This is a genomic window from Klebsiella sp. K-Nf6, from assembly GCF_002806655.1.
Classification (GTDB): domain Bacteria; phylum Pseudomonadota; class Gammaproteobacteria; order Enterobacterales; family Enterobacteriaceae; genus Klebsiella; species Klebsiella variicola.
In genome coordinates, this window is record NZ_PIBN01000004.1 from 191,781 (window position 1) to 208,567 (window position 16,787).

Annotated in this window: 18 protein-coding genes and 1 pseudogene; 17 read left to right on the top strand and 2 right to left on the bottom strand. The window is 49.7% G+C overall.

Translation table 11 applies throughout. The features are described 5' to 3' along the window. Positions 1–30 precede the first annotated feature (30 nt). The 13 genes from CWM61_RS09300 to CWM61_RS29135 all read left to right on the top strand — a co-directional run bounded on the left by CWM61_RS09300 (position 31) and on the right by CWM61_RS29135 (position 12,417). The gene (locus CWM61_RS09300) at positions 31–513 is read left to right on the top strand and encodes a phage tail tube protein (RefSeq protein ID WP_023343204.1); all 483 of its coding nucleotides are present in this window, start codon (positions 31–33) and stop codon (positions 511–513) included. Positions 514–692: 179 nt separating this feature from the next. Continuing rightward, positions 693–1,223, top strand: coding sequence for a KilA-N domain-containing protein (locus tag CWM61_RS09305; protein WP_100631124.1), 531 nt, complete (start codon positions 693–695; stop codon positions 1,221–1,223). Positions 1,224–1,269: 46 nt separating this feature from the next. Beyond that, the gene (locus tag CWM61_RS09310; protein WP_100631125.1) at positions 1,270–1,623 is read left to right on the top strand and encodes a phage tail assembly chaperone family protein, TAC; all 354 of its coding nucleotides are present in this window, start codon (positions 1,270–1,272) and stop codon (positions 1,621–1,623) included. 32 nt (positions 1,624–1,655) lie between these two features. Continuing rightward, positions 1,656–1,919, top strand: a complete 264-nt coding sequence (locus tag CWM61_RS09315) for a phage tail protein (protein ID WP_100631126.1) — start codon at positions 1,656–1,658, stop codon at positions 1,917–1,919. Between the two features lie 56 nt (positions 1,920–1,975). Beyond that, positions 1,976–2,347: a hypothetical protein gene (locus tag CWM61_RS09320; RefSeq protein ID WP_224359868.1), complete on the top strand. Its 372-nt coding sequence runs from the start codon at positions 1,976–1,978 to the stop codon at positions 2,345–2,347. 62 nt (positions 2,348–2,409) lie between these two features. Next, entirely contained in the window at positions 2,410–4,833 is a 2,424-nt protein-coding gene (locus CWM61_RS09325; protein WP_100631127.1) for a phage tail tape measure protein, read from the top strand. Then, positions 4,833–5,303, top strand: coding sequence for a hypothetical protein (locus CWM61_RS09330; protein ID WP_100631128.1), 471 nt, complete (start codon positions 4,833–4,835; stop codon positions 5,301–5,303). The genes CWM61_RS09325 and CWM61_RS09330 overlap by 1 nt, the downstream gene beginning before the upstream one ends. Positions 5,304–5,483: 180 nt before the next feature. After that, entirely contained in the window at positions 5,484–5,966 is a 483-nt protein-coding gene (locus CWM61_RS09335) for a DUF1833 family protein (RefSeq protein WP_023317177.1), read from the top strand. A 9-nt stretch (positions 5,967–5,975) separates the two neighbouring features. Beyond that, entirely contained in the window at positions 5,976–6,344 is a 369-nt protein-coding gene (locus tag CWM61_RS09340) for a hypothetical protein (RefSeq protein WP_100631129.1), read from the top strand. Between the two features lie 290 nt (positions 6,345–6,634). Beyond that, positions 6,635–7,015 (top strand): nitrite transporter, encoded by a 381-nt coding sequence (locus CWM61_RS09345; RefSeq protein WP_100631130.1) that lies wholly within the window; start codon positions 6,635–6,637, stop codon positions 7,013–7,015. After that, positions 7,012–10,080, top strand: a complete 3,069-nt coding sequence (locus tag CWM61_RS09350; protein ID WP_100631131.1) for a host specificity factor TipJ family phage tail protein — start codon at positions 7,012–7,014, stop codon at positions 10,078–10,080. The genes CWM61_RS09345 and CWM61_RS09350 overlap by 4 nt, the downstream gene beginning before the upstream one ends. A 55-nt stretch (positions 10,081–10,135) precedes the next feature. Further along, a complete protein-coding gene (locus CWM61_RS29835) occupies positions 10,136–12,256 on the top strand; it encodes a phage tail protein (protein WP_227521378.1) in 2,121 nt (706 codons plus the stop codon). An 8-nt stretch (positions 12,257–12,264) separates the two neighbouring features. After that, a complete protein-coding gene (locus CWM61_RS29135; protein WP_165785261.1) occupies positions 12,265–12,417 on the top strand; it encodes a hypothetical protein in 153 nt (50 codons plus the stop codon). A 69-nt stretch (positions 12,418–12,486) separates the two neighbouring features. Here CWM61_RS29135 and CWM61_RS09365 read toward each other — a convergent pair whose 3' ends face one another. Then, positions 12,487–13,239 carry a hypothetical protein gene (locus CWM61_RS09365; RefSeq protein WP_100631132.1) on the bottom strand — a complete coding sequence of 251 codons (753 nt, stop codon included), beginning with the start codon at positions 13,237–13,239 and terminating at the stop codon, positions 12,487–12,489. 128 nt (positions 13,240–13,367) lie between these two features. Here CWM61_RS09365 and CWM61_RS09370 point away from each other — a divergent pair. From CWM61_RS09370 to CWM61_RS09390, 4 genes and pseudogenes are all read left to right on the top strand, one after another. Next, a pseudogene (locus tag CWM61_RS09370) lies at positions 13,368–13,622 on the top strand (helix-turn-helix domain-containing protein); the annotation flags it as partial. Positions 13,623–13,672: 50 nt separating this feature from the next. Then, the gene (locus CWM61_RS29840; protein WP_001333465.1) at positions 13,673–14,095 is read left to right on the top strand and encodes a hypothetical protein; all 423 of its coding nucleotides are present in this window, start codon (positions 13,673–13,675) and stop codon (positions 14,093–14,095) included. A gap of 549 nt (positions 14,096–14,644) precedes the next feature. After that, the gene (locus tag CWM61_RS09385) at positions 14,645–15,064 is read left to right on the top strand and encodes a translesion error-prone DNA polymerase V autoproteolytic subunit (protein ID WP_002901812.1); all 420 of its coding nucleotides are present in this window, start codon (positions 14,645–14,647) and stop codon (positions 15,062–15,064) included. A 1-nt stretch (position 15,065) separates the two neighbouring features. Then, positions 15,066–16,331 (top strand): Y-family DNA polymerase, encoded by a 1,266-nt coding sequence (locus tag CWM61_RS09390; protein WP_100631134.1) that lies wholly within the window; start codon positions 15,066–15,068, stop codon positions 16,329–16,331. Here CWM61_RS09390 and CWM61_RS09395 read toward each other — a convergent pair. Continuing rightward, positions 16,292–16,774, bottom strand: a complete 483-nt coding sequence (locus CWM61_RS09395) for a hypothetical protein (RefSeq protein ID WP_226938776.1) — start codon at positions 16,772–16,774, stop codon at positions 16,292–16,294. The two genes, CWM61_RS09390 and CWM61_RS09395, sit on opposite strands and share 40 nt — an antisense overlap. Between the last annotated feature and the right edge of the window lie 13 nt (positions 16,775–16,787).

Genomic DNA, 16,787 nt, shown 5'->3' on the forward strand with positions numbered 1-16,787 from the left:
ATGTGCCGGTTTTTTATTTTGGAGAGAACTATGTCTGTGTTAACGCAGGGTACCCAGCTGTACGCGCTAATCCGCGGTGTTATTCATGAGATCGAATGCATAACTAACTTTAATCCCGGTGCGAACCCGGCAGATCAAATTGAAGATACATGCCTTAGCGAGCGTAATAGCCGGACGTATAAAAAAGGGCTTCGCACTCCCGGGCAGGCTTCAGTAACAATTAATGCCGATCCAGTGAATGACTCGCATTATCTGATGTGGCAACTGGCGGAGCTGGATGAATACCAGGATGAACTGATCCACTGGGCTATTGGTTGGTCTGATGGTGAATCGGTGCCTACAGTCTCTGCTGGTGAGATGGTTCTGCCAACTGACCGTACCTGGTATACCTTCCGCGCGTATGTTAGCGATTTTCCATTCGACTTCCAGGGTAATACCGTGGTGTCTACCGCAGCCGCGATGCAGCGTAGCGGCCCAGGCCTCTGGGTACGTAAAGTCCAGCCAGGCAGTTAAGACCAGATACCCCGGCCGAATCCGGGGTTTTGCTCCACAGCATTTCACCGCGCACTCACCGCGCATACCAACCCCGAGACCATTCACAAAAGCGACCTCTGAGAACGCCATCGCAGCATGGTGCGCTCGGGTATGGCCGTTCTGGTGAGCAGAGGTCTCTTTTTTGAAAGGTACTCACCATGCAATATCCAACCGTATCAGTAAACGGCGTCTCCGTTCGTGTTGACGACGAAGGTCGCTACAGCCTCAATGATCTCCATGCAGCTGCCGTGGCAAATGGGGAAGCTACAGAGTCCCAGCGCCCAAGCGTATTCCTCAGAAGCGCCCAAATAAAACGCTTCATTAAGGCGCTTCAATCCAAAGCACTAAAAAGTGCTTCGGAACAAAATCAACAGCTTAAGGTGATAAAAGGTGGCTCTGAATCAGGAGCGTGGGGCGTCGAACTGCTTGCCATTCGCTATGCAGCATGGATTAAGCCCGAGTTTGAAATAAAGGTGTATGAGGTATTTCGAACCGTTGTACGCATGGGGATCGGCGCTATGTCCCGCCTGAACAAAATCGATCATATCATCAACACAGAAACGAAGGCTATCAGTCAGTGTGCAAGTCAGATGGCGAAATGGGGGGTTGGCGGTCGCAAGCGGCTACTTCACGCGGCACGGGAGCGGGCCGCTGATGAAGTACAGCTCTATTTGCCTGGTATCGCATAAGTTTGGAATAGCCCACCCGCGTGGGCTTTCATTAAAAGGAGACAACATGCAACTCACGCTTGATACTTTGAAAGAAACCGGTGCTTTTACCGGGCGTCCCGTAGAGAAAGAAATTAAGTGGAAAGGCCGTGACGGGAAAGAGCATATCGCAACCGTCTATGTGCGCCCGATGGGATACCACACCACTAAAGCTGAACTGCTGGCGTACAACGGGAAATCGGACCCGATTGCTGAGCGCATTGCGGCGCATATTTGCGATCAAGATGGTGCTGCGGTGTTTACCGCGGCTGACATTCTTGGGACCGCTACCCCGGAGCGTGGGGCGCTGGACGGCCCGATCGTTATGGCCCTTCTGGCTGCAATTCATGATGTAAACGAACTGGGAAAGACTACGAGCTAACCGGCGAGGATGAATTCTGGTGCGAACTGGTGATGAACGGCATCGGTGGCCGCACCATCGCAGAGGCTCAGGAGCGGATGAGTCGCAGGGAATTTCTGGTTTGGCTCAAGTACCGTGAGAAGTACGGACCGCTCAATATCATGATGCGTACCGAGTGGGGGGCTTCGCTGGTGGCATCTGTCCTAGCTAACATCAATAAGGCAAAGAACACGCCGCCGTTCAAGGTAAGTGACTTTGCACCGCACATCAACGAAGCGCCATTACCTCTGGAAGAAGCTATGAAAAGTTGGCATTGATATCATTTATTTGGTTATATTCTCTCTGGAATAATTATATTGATACCGAGGGGATTATGATAAAGAAAGCAGCGGTTGTTTTTACTGTAATGCTATTAGGTGGCTGCGTTAGTGCGCCAGATAAGGCGGAGCTAAGCCGTGCCGATTATGGGAAGTTACCTGATAATTATCAGGAAATAATTAAAGGTAGTATGTCGGCTCGCCTTAAGGACCCTTATTCTGCACGATATGATTTCAATGAACCTTTCAAAGGTTGGTGCAAGTCAGGATTTACAACTTATTACGGATGGTTAGTTCCTTTTACTCTTAACGCTAAAAATAGTTATGGCGGTTATGTAGGTAATAAGTCATACCTTTATTTGGTGAATAAAAATAATGCTATTGACTATACGGCCTCCTTCCAGGTGGGAGGGTGCGGAAAAAGTTAGATTTAGTAAATTAAAATAAACCTCGCTCCTGCGGGGTTTTTTTATTGCCTGGAGAAAAATAAATGGCTGGCAAGTCCCTTGGTACTTTAACAATTGATCTAATAGCAAAGGTCGGCGGATTTGTTCAAGGAATGGATAAAGCTGAAAGGGCATCCCAAAAATGGCGTGACCAGGTTAAAAAAGACGCCAAGGAAATAAGCACCTCAATTATTGCTATTGGAGCAGCTGCGGCAACTGCCGCCGTCGGGATTGGCGCTGCTGGGCTGGCAATTGTAAAAAATACAGCGCAGCAAGTGACCGAGGCAGATCGCTGGGCTAAGTCATTAAAAATGTCCACCCAGGACTTGCTATCCTGGCAATACGCAGCTGAACAGGCAGGTTTAACCGGCGATAACATAGCCGATATTTTCAAAGACATTAATGATAAAGTCGGCGATGCGGTCCTGAACAAATCAGGTGAGGCTGCGCAGGCTTTGGACACGCTCGGGCTTTCAGCTCAGAAGCTGGCCCAGCAATCCCCTGATAAACAGTTGCTGGCTATTAGTTCGGCATTACAGAAAATACCCACTCAGGCTGGGAAAACCAACATCCTTGAAAGCTTAGGGAATGACCTGTCAAAAATGCTGCCGTTGTTTGACAACAACAACGAAAAGCTAAAACAGTTTCTTCAGTTATCAAAGGATTTTGGCGTAGCTCCGCCGCAGGAAGATATTGATAACTTAGTTAAAGTTAATCAATTTTTTCAGGATATAGAGACAAGCGCCCGTGGCTTAAAAATGGAAATTGCGTCTGGCCTGGCAAAAGTAGATTTATCACCTCTACAGGACGGGCTTGATAGTATCCATGATGTTTTCACTGACCCTGCTATCCTACAGGGCCTGTCCGACCTGGTAGGTGAGGCGATCAGTTTAGCCGGTGTTGTAGGTCGTATTGCTGGTGGGCTTGGAGCTATTGCTTCTTACACCCGCTCTAGGGTCGGTGCGGTATCAGGGAACTATGATTCAGCTGACGAAAAAGATATTGAGCAGCGCATCGAGTTCCTCAATAAAAGAGGGAATCAAAGTAAAGAACAAAAAGATGAGTTAGATTTTTTAAATAAACGCCTTCAGTTCCTTCGAGCCATCAAATCAAGTTTAACCCCAGAGGAAGTAGAGAAAGGAGCTAATGGGTTAACTTCGCTTCTCTCTGATATGGGAATACAACCACCAAAAGGTGACGATTACAAACTGGGGAAAGGGGAATCAAATCAGAAGGTAACTACAAAAAGCAACCCAACTGAAAATGCTTTTAAAAGCCGCCTTCTTGATTTACAAAAACAAGCTGCTCTCATTGAAACTACTGGCAAAAAAACTGCAGAAGTTACAGAGCTTGAAAAAGTAAATTTTGATATAACAAGTGGTAACCTAAAGAAATTATCAGAAGCGCAAAAAAACCAACTTCGAGATGCGGCTAAGTTCCTAGACTCCAAGAAGGAAGAGTTACGCCTTAATCAGGAAAACGCGAAAGTAGCTGAGTACGTATCAGGCCTTGAAAGACAGAATAAATTAATTAAGCAGGGATATGATAGTGAATTTATTGGGCGTTATTCTGGCGATCGAGAGCGTAGCCGGATGCAAGAGCGCAACAGTATTCAGCAGGAGTATGAGGGGAGTCGCGAGGATTTATTAAAGCAATACCAATCCGGTGATATTTCTAAAAGTCTTTATGACGCTGAAACTGAAGCTTTGCAGGATGCACTGAATAAGAGACTAGAAATTCAAAATGATTATTATAAGCAACAGGATGAATTACAGAATGATTACAGTGCTGGGTTAATTTCTGGTTTTGCTACACAGGCTACTGCTGCGATGGATTTGTACTCCACAATGCAGCAGGTTGGGGCGCAAACATTCAGCAGCATGACCGACATGATTATAGCTTGGGCAGAAACTGGAAAGTTGAACGCTCAAGATTTTGCAGCGACCTTTATACAGTCTGTAGGTGCGGCAATGCTGCAATATGCCGCTGCTCAGGTAGCAATGGCGGCACTTAATGCCTTCACGCAATGGATAGGTGTTCCTTACGTTGGCCCGGCGGTGGCTCCGGCTCAAGCAATTGCAGCAGCTGCAGCAGCTGGCGTATTCATGACGGCGATCGGGTCGGCATTGCACGGCCAGGCTCACGACGGTATCGACTCTGTACCCGAAACAGGAACCTGGCTCCTGCAGAAAGGTGAGCGCGTTACGACTGCTAAAACCAGCGCCAAACTTGATGCCACGCTGGATCGAGTAGCAAACCAGTCAACAGGGGGGACAACCTATGCGCCGAGTATGAGTTTCTATGTCAACGGCGATCCCTCTGATGCTCAAATTGCCATGATGAAGAAAGCTGCATCCGATGGTGCTCAGATGGGGTATCAAAAAGCTGTTCAGTCTATTGCTACCGGTCAGGGTGATTTACATAAGGCTCTGATGGGGAAAACTACCTCGGGGAGGAAAATTAGCTGATGGCAATTTCAACTAATCTCAATTACCCGAAGGATTATCTCCCTTGCCCATTGAAGGAGAACTTTGGTCTTAAAGCGACTTCTCCGCTAAAAAGTACCGCGATGGTTACCGGCAGGCGGCGACAAAGGCGAGCTTATACTTCGGTTCCTACTCAAACGCCAGTTTCATGGATCTTTACTGATGGTCAGGCACAGCTTTTCGAAGCCTGGTACAGAGACATCATTACCGATGGGGCTGACTGGTTCAACATGCCGCTCCTTACCCCTTTAGGTGCGCAAGATTATGTCTGTAGGTTTGTCGATATATACGAGGGACCGACACCAGAGGGTGGTAAATACTGGCGATATATTGCAACGCTGGAATTATGGGAGCGTCCGATCCTTCCGCCTGGCTGGGCCGAGTTCCCTGACTTCATTGTGAACAGCGATATTCTTGATCTTGCAGTTAACAGGGAGTGGCCAAAGGCTTGATTAAAACCGTTTCACCTTCATAATAACCTGTGTCGATTTGTGGGAAAGTCCTTCATGCCGCTCCGTAGCCGGAGCGTGAAATAAAGTGAGGAATAGCGATCCTGCCGGTGAGGGTACACCCACATTCGACACCAATTTTTAAGGCCACCTTCGGGTGGCCTTTTTTATTGGGTAAAAATCATGACAAGACTTAACAGGCTCTATGCCAGCAGCGGGCCGGAGGTGATCATTGAAACGCTGCAGATCACCGTTGGCTCAGATGTTCACTACCTGTGCCAGGGGTATGAGGATATTACGGCGACGACAGAGAGCGGCGATACCGTAACGTTTACCGCCTGCGCGATTGACATTGCGTTGCCGGCGCGCAACGCGGACGGTACGCAAGATTTGAAATTCGCCCTGTGCAATGTAGATGGTGTTGTGTCCACGACGATCCGCAATGCCCTGGCTAACAGGTTGTCTGCATCGCTGACATACCGCAGTTTTATCTCCACGGATTTAGCCGCGCCTGCGGCGGTACCGTATACGCTGAAAATCAAGTCGGGTTACTGGACGGCAACAGAGGTTCAGATCACTGCGGGCTATATGAATGTCCTTGATATGGCCTGGCCGCGTTACCGCTACACGCTCCCAGTCTTCCCTGGACTGCGTTACATCAGCTAAGGAGTCGAAATGAAAAAATACAGAACAGGAAACCCAATTTTAAATCTTTCACGCAGCCTTCAGGATGGCATTAACGGAGACTGCGATCCACAAATCAAGATAATTAGGCGCAATAGCGAGACAGCACAACCTCATTCCCGCATGCGGATCCTTATCGAATTAGATGGCAAGGTTGTCTGGGCAGTTCCCGATGAAAACAGCGCCGGAACGACAGTAAGTTGTCGTGAGTTTTTCGAAGATGGCACAATAGAAAAAATCATTTCCGCTCTGAACTGGGCTGAACGAGCAGCCATAGCAAGCAGGAAATTCTACCGGAATAACGATGGGGCATTTTTCGAAGAAATTCCGGCAGAAAATATCACTTACGCTTCGAAATGACTTTTACCATTTGCCTTGCATCGGCAGGATCGTCACATCCGAACATCACTATGTGCCATAAATTCGCGGCTATTCATCAAATAGATATTTGTTTTAAACCTGAAGGAAATTTCTACTGTGTCGCCCTGATACAGGTAGACGGATAGATGTTTGTATTTCATTTTCAGTCCTTTTAATCAGCCCTCTTTGCTCGCTATGTCCGCACATAGCGACAGAGTACCCAACATAACCAGGCTCTGACCATTTAAACATCCTGATTTTTAACCAGTGATTCTGACTGGAGATTAACTATGTTCATCCCTGATAAATACCGTTCAGTCACCTGGCTGAAGGGCGGTCGCGTATATCCGCAGCTCGACTGCTTCGGCATTGTGAACGAGATACGCCGGGATTTTGGCTTGCCTCTCTGGCCTGATTTTGCCGGGGTCACGAAAGACGACGGCGGCCTCGACCGGGAGGCGCGTCAAATGATGCTTACCCTGGAGCGCTGCGACCCCTGCGAAGGGGCTGGTGTGGCCTGCTATTCCGGCTCAGCCGTCACCCATGTGGGGATTGTCGTCAGTATTGATGGCCTGTTGCATGTGGCGGAATGCAATCCAGGTTCTAACGTAACGTTTCTGCCGTTAGCGCGGTTTAAGCGTCGATTTGTCAAAGTGGAGTTCTGGCAATGACCATTCGTTTTTACCCGTCCCGGCTTCCCGGTGAACCTCTCGAAACGCATGAGCATGGCGTAACCAGCCTTCGTAACTGGCTGGCGGTGAATGTTGAAGGTTACGAGGATCGAGATGCACCGCCGCTAACCATTGAGGTTGACGGTCTGTCCATTCCGCCAGGCGAGTGGGCTACTTGCGTGATCCACCCTGAAAGTGATGTCCGGCTTTATCCGGTGCCCTTCGGGCTGGAGGCCGCCACCATCGCGTGGATAGGTGTCGGTATCTCCGTTGCTGCAGCAGCTTATTCGCTGTTTATGATGAGCAGTATCGATACGGGGGGCTATACATCATCCACAGGGCGCAGTCTCGACCTGAACCCGGCGAAGGCAAATACCGCAAAGCTGGGTGATCCGATTCGCGAGGTGTTTGGCCGGGTGCGTATCTACCCTGATTATGTGGTCCAGCCTGTGACCCGGTTCGACGCTGCTGATCCTACGAAAATGCGCGTCCAGATGCTGCTGTGTCTCGGTGTCGGTGAACTGATTTATACCAATGGTGATATCCGGGTTGGCAGTACGCCAGCTTCAACGCTGCCGGGATTCAGCATCACCTATTTTCCGCCCGGCGCGGATGTTTCCGGCGATGAGCGCAGCGAGAACTGGTTCAACTCGACAGAGGTCGGTGGAACATCAAGCGGAACAGGGCTGGATATGGCCCAGACCTCACCTGATTCCGACGATATTATCGCTGACAGCATGACGGTTTCTGGTGCATCCGTAACGTTTACAGGTCTTGATACAGATGATGGCGACGATGACGACGAGGATGATAATTCTCTCCCGGACAGCTGGGTAACGGGGACCATAGTAGAAATTAAGGCGCCGACAAATTATCTGATCTCCACCTCTTCTGGTTACAGTGTCTTTGCCAGCTCGTTGCTTACCGAACTTGCTCCCGTAGCGGGTATGCCGGTGACGCTGAGTTTCAACAGTGTCAATTATGACCTCGTCATTGCGTCCTATACCCCGGGTCAGGATGCGGTGCCTGGCGAGGGTGGCAGTACGGCAAAAATTCAGGCCAGTGCGGCTCCCGTCACCTACGATTTTTCGACCAGTTCCAGTACGTTCATGATCACATGGCAGGGCACCACCTATACGGTGTCGCTGGTAGCGAACTACATCTCGATGTCGGGACTGCTGGCGGCTATCACTGAGGGGCTCACTGGCTCCGGCCTGGTCGCGCGGGACAACGGCGGTACCGTACTGATAACCGAGGCGGCCAGTCCTTACGTGGGTGGGGCAATCACATCTTCCTCGCTGCCTGCAGCCGTTTTCGGTGATGCCCCGGTTTACACCTCCGGCACGGCATCAACCGGCGGTAGCCCGGCGGTAACGGCAAACGTGACGCTTGCGTATAACAGCACTACGGGAACCGCATTCTCGGGCATGCCTGAAGGTGTGCAACGGCTTTCACTTGCTCACCGCGGGAATGAGTACCAGATCGTCTCTGCCGACGGCACAACGGCAACAGTGGCGCGCCTGGTTAATGGGTCCGTTGATGAGTCGTGGCCGGGATTCACCGCCAGGACGATGATCGACTATGAGGCCACTGGTCTTAACGACACGCTGAGCTGGCTGGGGCCGTTCCTGGTTTGCCCTGAAAATGAGACCGTCGATATGTTCGAGGTGAATTTCTCTTTCCCGAACGGTATTTGCGGCTTTGACAGTAAGGGCAAAAAACGGATTCGCCACGTTGAGTGGGAGATACAGTATCGCGTCTACGGTTCTGGATCGGGGTGGGTGAGTCACCAGGGCGAGTACGCGCTGAAAAACATCAACGGGTTAGGTTTCACTGAGCGGATCACCCTCAGTTCTCCGGGGCTGGTGGAAGTTCGCTGTCGTCGGCGCAATGAGCAGGGCTCAAACAACGCCAGGGATTCGATGTACTGGCAGGCACTGCGTGGGCGACTGCTGACACGTCCTTCATCCTATCCCGATGTGTCGCTGATGGCGGTGACCGTTGAGACGGGCGGGAAGCTGGCGGCTCAGTCGGACCGCCGCGTAAACGTTGTGGCCACGCGGGCCTATGACTCAGGAACGGCCAGAACCATTTCGGGGGCGCTGCTGCATGTCGGGAACTCGCTGGGGCTGGAGATGGACGTCGATACCATTACTGCGCTGGAATCCGCGTACTGGACGCCACAGGGCGAAAATTTCGATTTCGCCACCGGCGACAGTATCTCGGCGCTGGAAATGCTGCAGATGATAGCCAGTGCCGGAAAATCCCGCTTCCTGTTAAGCGATGGCCTTGCAACGGTCAACCGCGAGGGGATTAAGCCCTGGACGGGGATCATAACGCCGCATGAGATGGTGGAGGAGCTGCAGAGCGGATTTACCGTGCCGTCCGACGATGATTTTGATGGCGTAGACGTGACGTACATCAACGGCGTCACCTGGGCAGAGGAGACCGTTAAATGCCGGACACCCGACAATCCCACGCCGGTTAAAATCGAGAATTACAAACTCGATGGGGTACTGAATCAGGATCACGCCTACCAGATCGGCATGCGTCGCCTGATGAAATACCTGCAGCAGCGGGTGACGTTCCAGACCACTACCGAGCTGGACGCGCTGTGCTACAACACGGGCGATCGCATTGTGCTCACGGATGATATTCCGGGGAACAACACGATTTCCTGTCTGGTGGAGGCGATGACAACGGCGGGTGGCGTGACAACGTTCACCGTTACGGAGCCGCTGGACTGGTCTTTCGAAAATCCCCGCGCGCTGCTCCGCTACCAGGATGGCTCTGCATCCGGTCTGATGGTAGCCACGAGGGTAGGGGATTATCAGTTGTCCGTTCCCCATCTGAGTGATTTTGATGACCCATTGAAGATTGACCAGACTTCACCAGCCATTGAGCCAGTCCGTCTGGTGTTCTGCGGCTCAACGCGTCATGTCTATGACGCCATTGTTGAGGAGATTGCCCCACAATCAGACGGGACGTGTCAGGTTACCGCCAAAGAGTACCGCGCGTCCTTCTATGACTACGACAACGCCAGTTATCCCGGCGACATTGCATAAAACAGAAATAACTCTCAACAACCCGCTTCGGCGGGTTTTTTGTTATAGGGCGACTATGAGCACATATAAAACGAAAAATCCTTTAGGTTCCGCCGCCGTAAAGGACCTGTACGATAACGCTGAAAACGTGGATAAATTCGTTAACGACAGGACAAAAGAGGAGTTAGAGGACCGGTTAGGTGTGCTTCGCAAAACCTGGCACGGCATGGAGATGATCTTCAGCCGCTTTATCGACTACATCACTGGTCGCGGCGAGCAGGCAGTTGCAGCTATCGGCTGGCAGGAGCTTGGCAACTGGGCTGTTGGTCTGGCTGTGGATAATCGCCAGCAAATCGTCTACTACAATGGCTCCTGGTACAAATACCTTGGCGAGCTTGAGCACGTCATTGCCGGGGATTCTCCTGAGAACGATGGCGGTGTATGGTCGGCTGCAAACCCCACAGGGAAATGGTCGAACATCGGTGACGCGGCTCTTCGCTCAAACCTGGGTTCAGGCGAAGGGCTTCTTTACATAGGAAGCGTCCCTACCATTGCCCATTTATCCACGATTTCTCCCGCGGTGGCAGGCCAGCGTATTCAGGTAACTGAATTTGCCTATGGCTATATCGTGGGTGGGGGGAACTTCATCGTTCAGCACGCGGCAGACTTCATTGCTGATGGGGGTAAGGTTGTAGCTTCCGGTATTGCTGGGCTGGTATTCGTCAGGGAAGAGTATTATGCCAGCAGAATAGTCAGGCCTGAATGGTACGGTTGTCGCGGACGTGGGCCATCAATACCAGATACGATACCTTTTGCTGCAATGTTATCCCATTTGAATGATGGCGATTATATTAAGTTAACGCCAAACGCGAAACATTATAATAGTTTTCCAAATAACTCGCAGGCACTGGATGGATGGGTAATAACCGCTGATAACATCACATTAGATGGTGATGGGGCTACTCTTTCCCGAGCCACCCCCTCAGCTGCAAGCTATTCAGGGTTTACTACACTGAAACTTACCGGTGATGAAATTTCACTGAAAGGCAAACTTCTTATCACATCGGATGACCCAACTAATAAACCGTTGTATGCGTACCAGAGCGCAACAAAAATTGACTCAAGGGAAATTTTCACATCCCCTCTGGCAAATACATTAGGCCTATGGGCGTCTGGGGTTGATGGGCTTTATGTTGGTAAGGCGGTAACCCTGGAAAGAGCCGTTTTCCCTTTCTTTGCCAATAACGGTACAAAGAATATGAAAGTATTCTGTACCGCCAAAAAATCCGGGCAGATTTACCCGCAACCAACGTCAGTAAGTTCAGATTTAGCGCTGGGGAGTACTTTTAAACTGGATGCGTGTTCCGATTTTATCATGGAGGTTATCGCTAACGATTCAGCATACGCAGGCATTGAGGCTGAGAGCAACAATATCCATGGCACCATAACACTGGTAACCAATAAGGCATACCATGCCGGACTCCATTTATGGAGATGTAAGAATATTAGCTACAAAGTTTCCGCAACGGATATCGTTGAGGGTGGTGGCGTTATTACAGGGTATGGTTGCGAGGCATGTAGCGGGGACGTAACTACATATAACGCGCAATATGTAGCGGCATTTATTGGGAATTCAGCAGAAAACCCGGTCATTGGCTGTAACGTTGATGGCTCCGGTTTCAGCGTAACCCAGGGCGCCCTGTTTTATGCTACCGCAGCAAACAACGCCTATATCCAGCACTGCCGGATTAATATTACCGCGATTCATGGTGATTATTTCTCAACAGGCGCAGCGCGACAATCCGGGCTGAGACTTAATGGGGGACAGCACAACCGGATTACTGCCGACCTGAAGGGGTTCGACTACATTCTGTCTCTGGGGATGTGGGCCAACAACCACGTTGAATTTACGTATGACGCATTCAACGTGGCATTCTCCTACTCAGACCAGCGGTCTTATGACAATACTTACATCTACACGGACCCGAACGGATTTGAGTACAGGCTTCACGGTAAAGGAACCGTATACGAGTACCGTTCAGATGCGACTTCGGCTGCGGTGCTCGGGAAAAAAGCCCTGACCCGTGCAGAAACTGGCGCAGTCACGCTCTCTCTGCCCAATCTCCCCACAGCATCAGGTGCGACAGGTGGTATCTACCGCGACCCTAATACAAACACGTTAAAAATTAATCCATGAGGTATGATATGGACGAAGAATTAAACAACCTGTTTAGCAACAGAGCAGTAGTAGCACAGGCGTTATCTGACGCGCAGGAAATGGCAATTCAGACTGATGATGGAAACGGAAATACGCTTACCCTGGAAGAGCAAATAGCACTTGCACAATCGCATGAATAATATACCCGCCAGTGATGAGCTGGCGGTATTTTCTGCTGATTGTTAATCGCATTTAATCATATCTGTAATTTATTGGCGCCCAGAACAATGAACAACAAAAGTACTGATAATGCCATTAGTCAAATCAATGAGCTCTTCCAGCGCTTTGAGAATGGGCTCTCCGCTAAGAGGCTGCCCATCAGCGAACGTTATATCAATTATCGCGTTGAATTGCTGGCCGAGCTTGTAATTCGCTGCGGCGGGAGCTCTTATAAGCAGCTGGCCGTCTTTAATAGGGCTGATTCGAACTTTTTCGCACAGCTGAGACTCGAGTCCTTGGACGCCAGTAAATCTGACGTTATTCAACCCGGCATAGGTTGCGACAGGAATAAGAGCAAGATGCTTATCAGCTATATCAAGGTCATGGATGGCTCTGAGAGATTTATTCCCACCAGTGTAAGGTTTCATCGCCCGTATAATGGAAACGATATCCTGCCCAGCCCTTCCTATCTTTCTCTTAACAATAGCTGCCTCAAGTTCACCGGGCCCGGAGGCGAACGGGAAATAGACGCCATTGGTATTGCCTCCCGCTCTCCTGACAAGGTCGCACGCCAGCAAATCAAGGGCAGCCCGCAGGTTATGGATGACGTCTCCGATGTAGCAGGATATGTTTTCGGGGATTTCTTCTTTAACTCGGATAACGAAGTCGTACTGAAACGCATTTCCCTCAACAACCACTTTGAATGGATTTTTCCGTGTAAAAGAGACGATCTCATTATTGAGGTCACGGATGTGGCGTTTCGCTCTCTCGATTTTTAATTTTGGTGCGGCAAAAATTTCCATATGTCACCCACTGGCATTGCCCCATTGGCTGTACCAGCCTGGAGCAGTTATGAATCTTCGTCAATGACCCCCAAGCACTGAGATGATGGATTGTGATAAATATCCTGATTAGCAATGATAAAGCTTAGAGCGCCCTGGCAGAGATGGAACGCGAGCTGATAGTGGAGCGTACCCGAGCCGGTTTAGCCGCAGCGAGGGAGCAGGGGAGAGTCGGCGGCCGCCGCCGGATAATGACTGAAGAAGTGGTGGAGAGATGTCGCAGAATGCTGGAGAACGGCGCAACCCGGCACCAGATCGCAGATGTGATAGGGGTGGGAGTGAAGACGATCTACAAATACTTTCCTGCTGCCGTCCGTGATCAAGGATTCCTGCCCTTCCCGTGATATGTAACATTTGAGATAATAAGTTATTTCAGTTTTGAAAACAGTTTGGTTTGTTCGTGAACGGTAAGAAAACAATAAGTTTTGAGCAATTTTTAACTATTAACAGCAATCTTGTTTCCATCTCAGATACATGGGCTGACTTGTGGGCGTTAATTTTTCACACGGGTTTAAGCGCTGGAAGGCTGCTGAGTATTCGATATGATGATATTGATGGTGACTTGATACTGATACGAAAACAGGGTCACCTGAAGGAGCTACGTGTTAAATCAACCCCTCCAGTGGAGGCGATGATTGCTCGTAGAAGAGAACGCTATCCAGAAGATGTTTATTTATTTCAGAGTCATTCTAACCGTGTGAAGTACCATCGCCGGCCGGTCACTATAATTGCTTTCAACGCCGCTTTACGTCGCGCCGCTAGATCATTACCAGACGTTAACGTAAGCAGTAGTAGCGCGAGAAACATACCGGACTAAGCGCCCGTCCAGTAGCGTGTGGCCGATGTGACAGGCGTGGGAGTGAAGACGATTTACAAATATTTGCCAGTACAATACGGCGATAAAAAATCCCCTTGAGCAGGCACACTCAAGGGGAAAATACTACATAACATCATTGCTGTGTGCGTCTTTGCGCTCATCTATCTTCCAAGAAGATGCCTAAAGCTTCCAGATATTTCTGGTCTGAGCAGTTAAAACATTGGGTCGGTAGCCGATGTAATAGGAGGGGGTGAAGACGATTTATAAATATTTTCCAGCCGGTTAAGTTTGCTCACCTGCGAACCGTATGCAAGAGATCGCAGGTGAGCAATTTGCTATGAAGGCATTGCCATAGCTGAAAAATTTTAACCTCGCATTGTTCGCAAAACCATCAAACAGCTAAGGCCTGAAAACACTTTCAGACTAACCTTACTCGTTACATCAATGTGTTACGGCAATGACAAAAATTGATAGCCAGAACCTATATTGATCTGTCGTCCTGTTAAAACTACTGTATATAAAAACAGTATTAATCTGAGCGAGTCAATTATGCAGTTTTACACGCCCGTTGAGTTACGTGAGATCATGCTGATCCCGTTGTACAGTGACCTTGTGCAATGTGGTTTTCCAAGCCCTGCACAGGATTACGTTGAGCAACGCATCGATCTGAACGAGTTGCTCGTTAACCACCCCAGTGCGACGTATTTTGTCAAAGCCGCCGGCGACAGCATGAAGGATGCCGGCATAGGAGAAGGTGATCTTCTTGTTGTGGATAGCTCAAGGACAGCAGTTCATGGCGATATCGTTATCGCTGCAGTGGATGGGGAATTCACCGTTAAGAAGCTGCAGCTGCATCCGCGGGTTCAGCTTAACCCAATGAACCCTGCATATTCGCCGATAGTCGTCGGTAGTGAGGACACTCTCGACGTGTTCGGGGTGGTTACGTACATCATCAAATCAGCTGGCTGAGATGTTTGCACTTTGCGATGTGAACTCATTTTACGCATCCTGCGAAACTGTTTTCCGTCCTGACCTGAAGGGGCGTCCGGTGGTCGTTCTGTCAAACAACGACGGCTGTGTGATCGCCCGCTCGCAAGAGGCGAAGCCCTTCGTCAAAATGGGCGAGCCTTATTTCAAGCAAAAGGACATGTTTCGCCGGCACGGTATTATCGCGTTTAGCAGCAACTATGAGCTTTATGCCGATATGTCAAACCGAGTGATGACAACGCTGGAGGAACTCTCTCCACGCTGCGAAATTTACAGTATTGATGAGGCATTTTGCGATCTGACTGGTGTTCGTAACTGTCGCGATCTTACCGATTTTGGCAGGGAAATTCGCGAGACGGTTCTGCGCAGGACGCACCTCACGGTCGGCGTCGGCATAGCCCAGACTAAAACCCTGGCAAAGCTGGCCAATCACGCGGCGAAACAGTGGCAGCGACAGACCGGAGGAGTGGTGGACCTGTCTAATCTGGAAAGGCAGAGGAAGTTGATGGCTTTGCTTCCGGTGGATGAAGTCTGGGGCGTCGGACGCCGCATCAGTAAAAAACTGGAGGCCATGGGGATTAAAACGGTACTGCAACTGGCGGATACCGATATCCGTTTTATCCGGAAGCATTTTAATGTGGTTCTGGAGCGAACCGTGAGGGAGTTGCGCGGCGAGCCATGCCTCGGGCTGGAGGAGTTCGCGCCGGTAAAGCAGGAAATCGTGTGCAGCCGTTCGTTCGGCGGCCGTATCACGGAATACCATGAGATGAGGCAGGCGATATGCAGCTACGCATCACGTGCAGCGGAGAAACTCCGTGGCGAGCATCAGTATTGTCGGTTCATCTCAGCGTTCGTTAAAACCAGTCCCTTTGCGCTTAACGAGCCATACTACGGAAACAGCGCATCAGTAAAGCTGCTAACTCCAACCCAGGACAGTCGGGACATAATCACCGCGGCGACGAAATGCCTCGATGTAATCTGGCGAGACGGACATCGCTACCAAAAAGCAGGGGTGATGCTTGGGGATTTCTACAGTCATGGCGTAGCGCAGCTCAACCTGTTTGATGACAACGCACCACGGAAGAACAGTGAAAAGCTCATGGAAGTACTCGACCATCTCAATGCGAAAGACGGAAGAGGAACTCTGTATTTTGCAGGGCAGGGTATCCAGACTGCCTGGCAGATGAAGCGTGATATGCTCTCTCCGCGCTACACGACGCGGTTTTCTGATTTACTTAAGGTCAGATAGTAAGAGTAATCTTCCAGAGGCGGAATATTCATTTCCCTAACAATAGCCTGATTAACAATAAATGTTGTTTTATAACAAGGGTGTAGAATTGAAAAGTTATTACGTGCACAAAAATCGAAAAGATGCACATTGCCAACGTCTTCAATTACAACATCGTTCCATGGGTTTACTTTACAACAAAGATTTAGAAAGCTTTTAAACCATCCTTTCCTTTGGAGTTCTGGAGGAAGAGTTACTGTGCAAATGGTTAAGCAATTTCCTGGGTATCTATTAGTGTATGGCCTGAGTAGAACAACTATTTCATTATCGATAATCTCTAAACCGCGCATGAATTCATCAGACTTATCTCCTTTCTGTAAAATTTCTGCAAGCCAACGTTGAATCTGTGATTCAACATTAGGTGACTCAGAATGAATCCATTTAATGATATCTTGGCGCTTCATACTCTTCCCAGTT

Coding starts and splice junctions, on each gene's coding strand:
- CWM61_RS09300 (WP_023343204.1), top strand. CDS start 31: ATGTCTGTGTTAACGCAGGGTACCCAGCTGTACGCGCTAATCCGCGGT.
- CWM61_RS09305 (WP_100631124.1), top strand. CDS start 693: ATGCAATATCCAACCGTATCAGTAAACGGCGTCTCCGTTCGTGTTGAC.
- CWM61_RS09310 (WP_100631125.1), top strand. CDS start 1,270: ATGCAACTCACGCTTGATACTTTGAAAGAAACCGGTGCTTTTACCGGG.
- CWM61_RS09315 (WP_100631126.1), top strand. CDS start 1,656: ATGAACGGCATCGGTGGCCGCACCATCGCAGAGGCTCAGGAGCGGATG.
- CWM61_RS09320 (WP_224359868.1), top strand. CDS start 1,976: ATGATAAAGAAAGCAGCGGTTGTTTTTACTGTAATGCTATTAGGTGGC.
- CWM61_RS09325 (WP_100631127.1), top strand. CDS start 2,410: ATGGCTGGCAAGTCCCTTGGTACTTTAACAATTGATCTAATAGCAAAG.
- CWM61_RS09330 (WP_100631128.1), top strand. CDS start 4,833: ATGGCAATTTCAACTAATCTCAATTACCCGAAGGATTATCTCCCTTGC.
- CWM61_RS09335 (WP_023317177.1), top strand. CDS start 5,484: ATGACAAGACTTAACAGGCTCTATGCCAGCAGCGGGCCGGAGGTGATC.
- CWM61_RS09340 (WP_100631129.1), top strand. CDS start 5,976: ATGAAAAAATACAGAACAGGAAACCCAATTTTAAATCTTTCACGCAGC.
- CWM61_RS09345 (WP_100631130.1), top strand. CDS start 6,635: ATGTTCATCCCTGATAAATACCGTTCAGTCACCTGGCTGAAGGGCGGT.
- CWM61_RS09350 (WP_100631131.1), top strand. CDS start 7,012: ATGACCATTCGTTTTTACCCGTCCCGGCTTCCCGGTGAACCTCTCGAA.
- CWM61_RS29835 (WP_227521378.1), top strand. CDS start 10,136: ATGAGCACATATAAAACGAAAAATCCTTTAGGTTCCGCCGCCGTAAAG.
- CWM61_RS29135 (WP_165785261.1), top strand. CDS start 12,265: ATGGACGAAGAATTAAACAACCTGTTTAGCAACAGAGCAGTAGTAGCA.
- CWM61_RS09365 (WP_100631132.1), bottom strand. CDS start 13,239: ATGGAAATTTTTGCCGCACCAAAATTAAAAATCGAGAGAGCGAAACGC.
- CWM61_RS09385 (WP_002901812.1), top strand. CDS start 14,645: ATGCAGTTTTACACGCCCGTTGAGTTACGTGAGATCATGCTGATCCCG.
- CWM61_RS09390 (WP_100631134.1), top strand. CDS start 15,066: ATGTTTGCACTTTGCGATGTGAACTCATTTTACGCATCCTGCGAAACT.
- CWM61_RS09395 (WP_226938776.1), bottom strand. CDS start 16,774: ATGAAGCGCCAAGATATCATTAAATGGATTCATTCTGAGTCACCTAAT.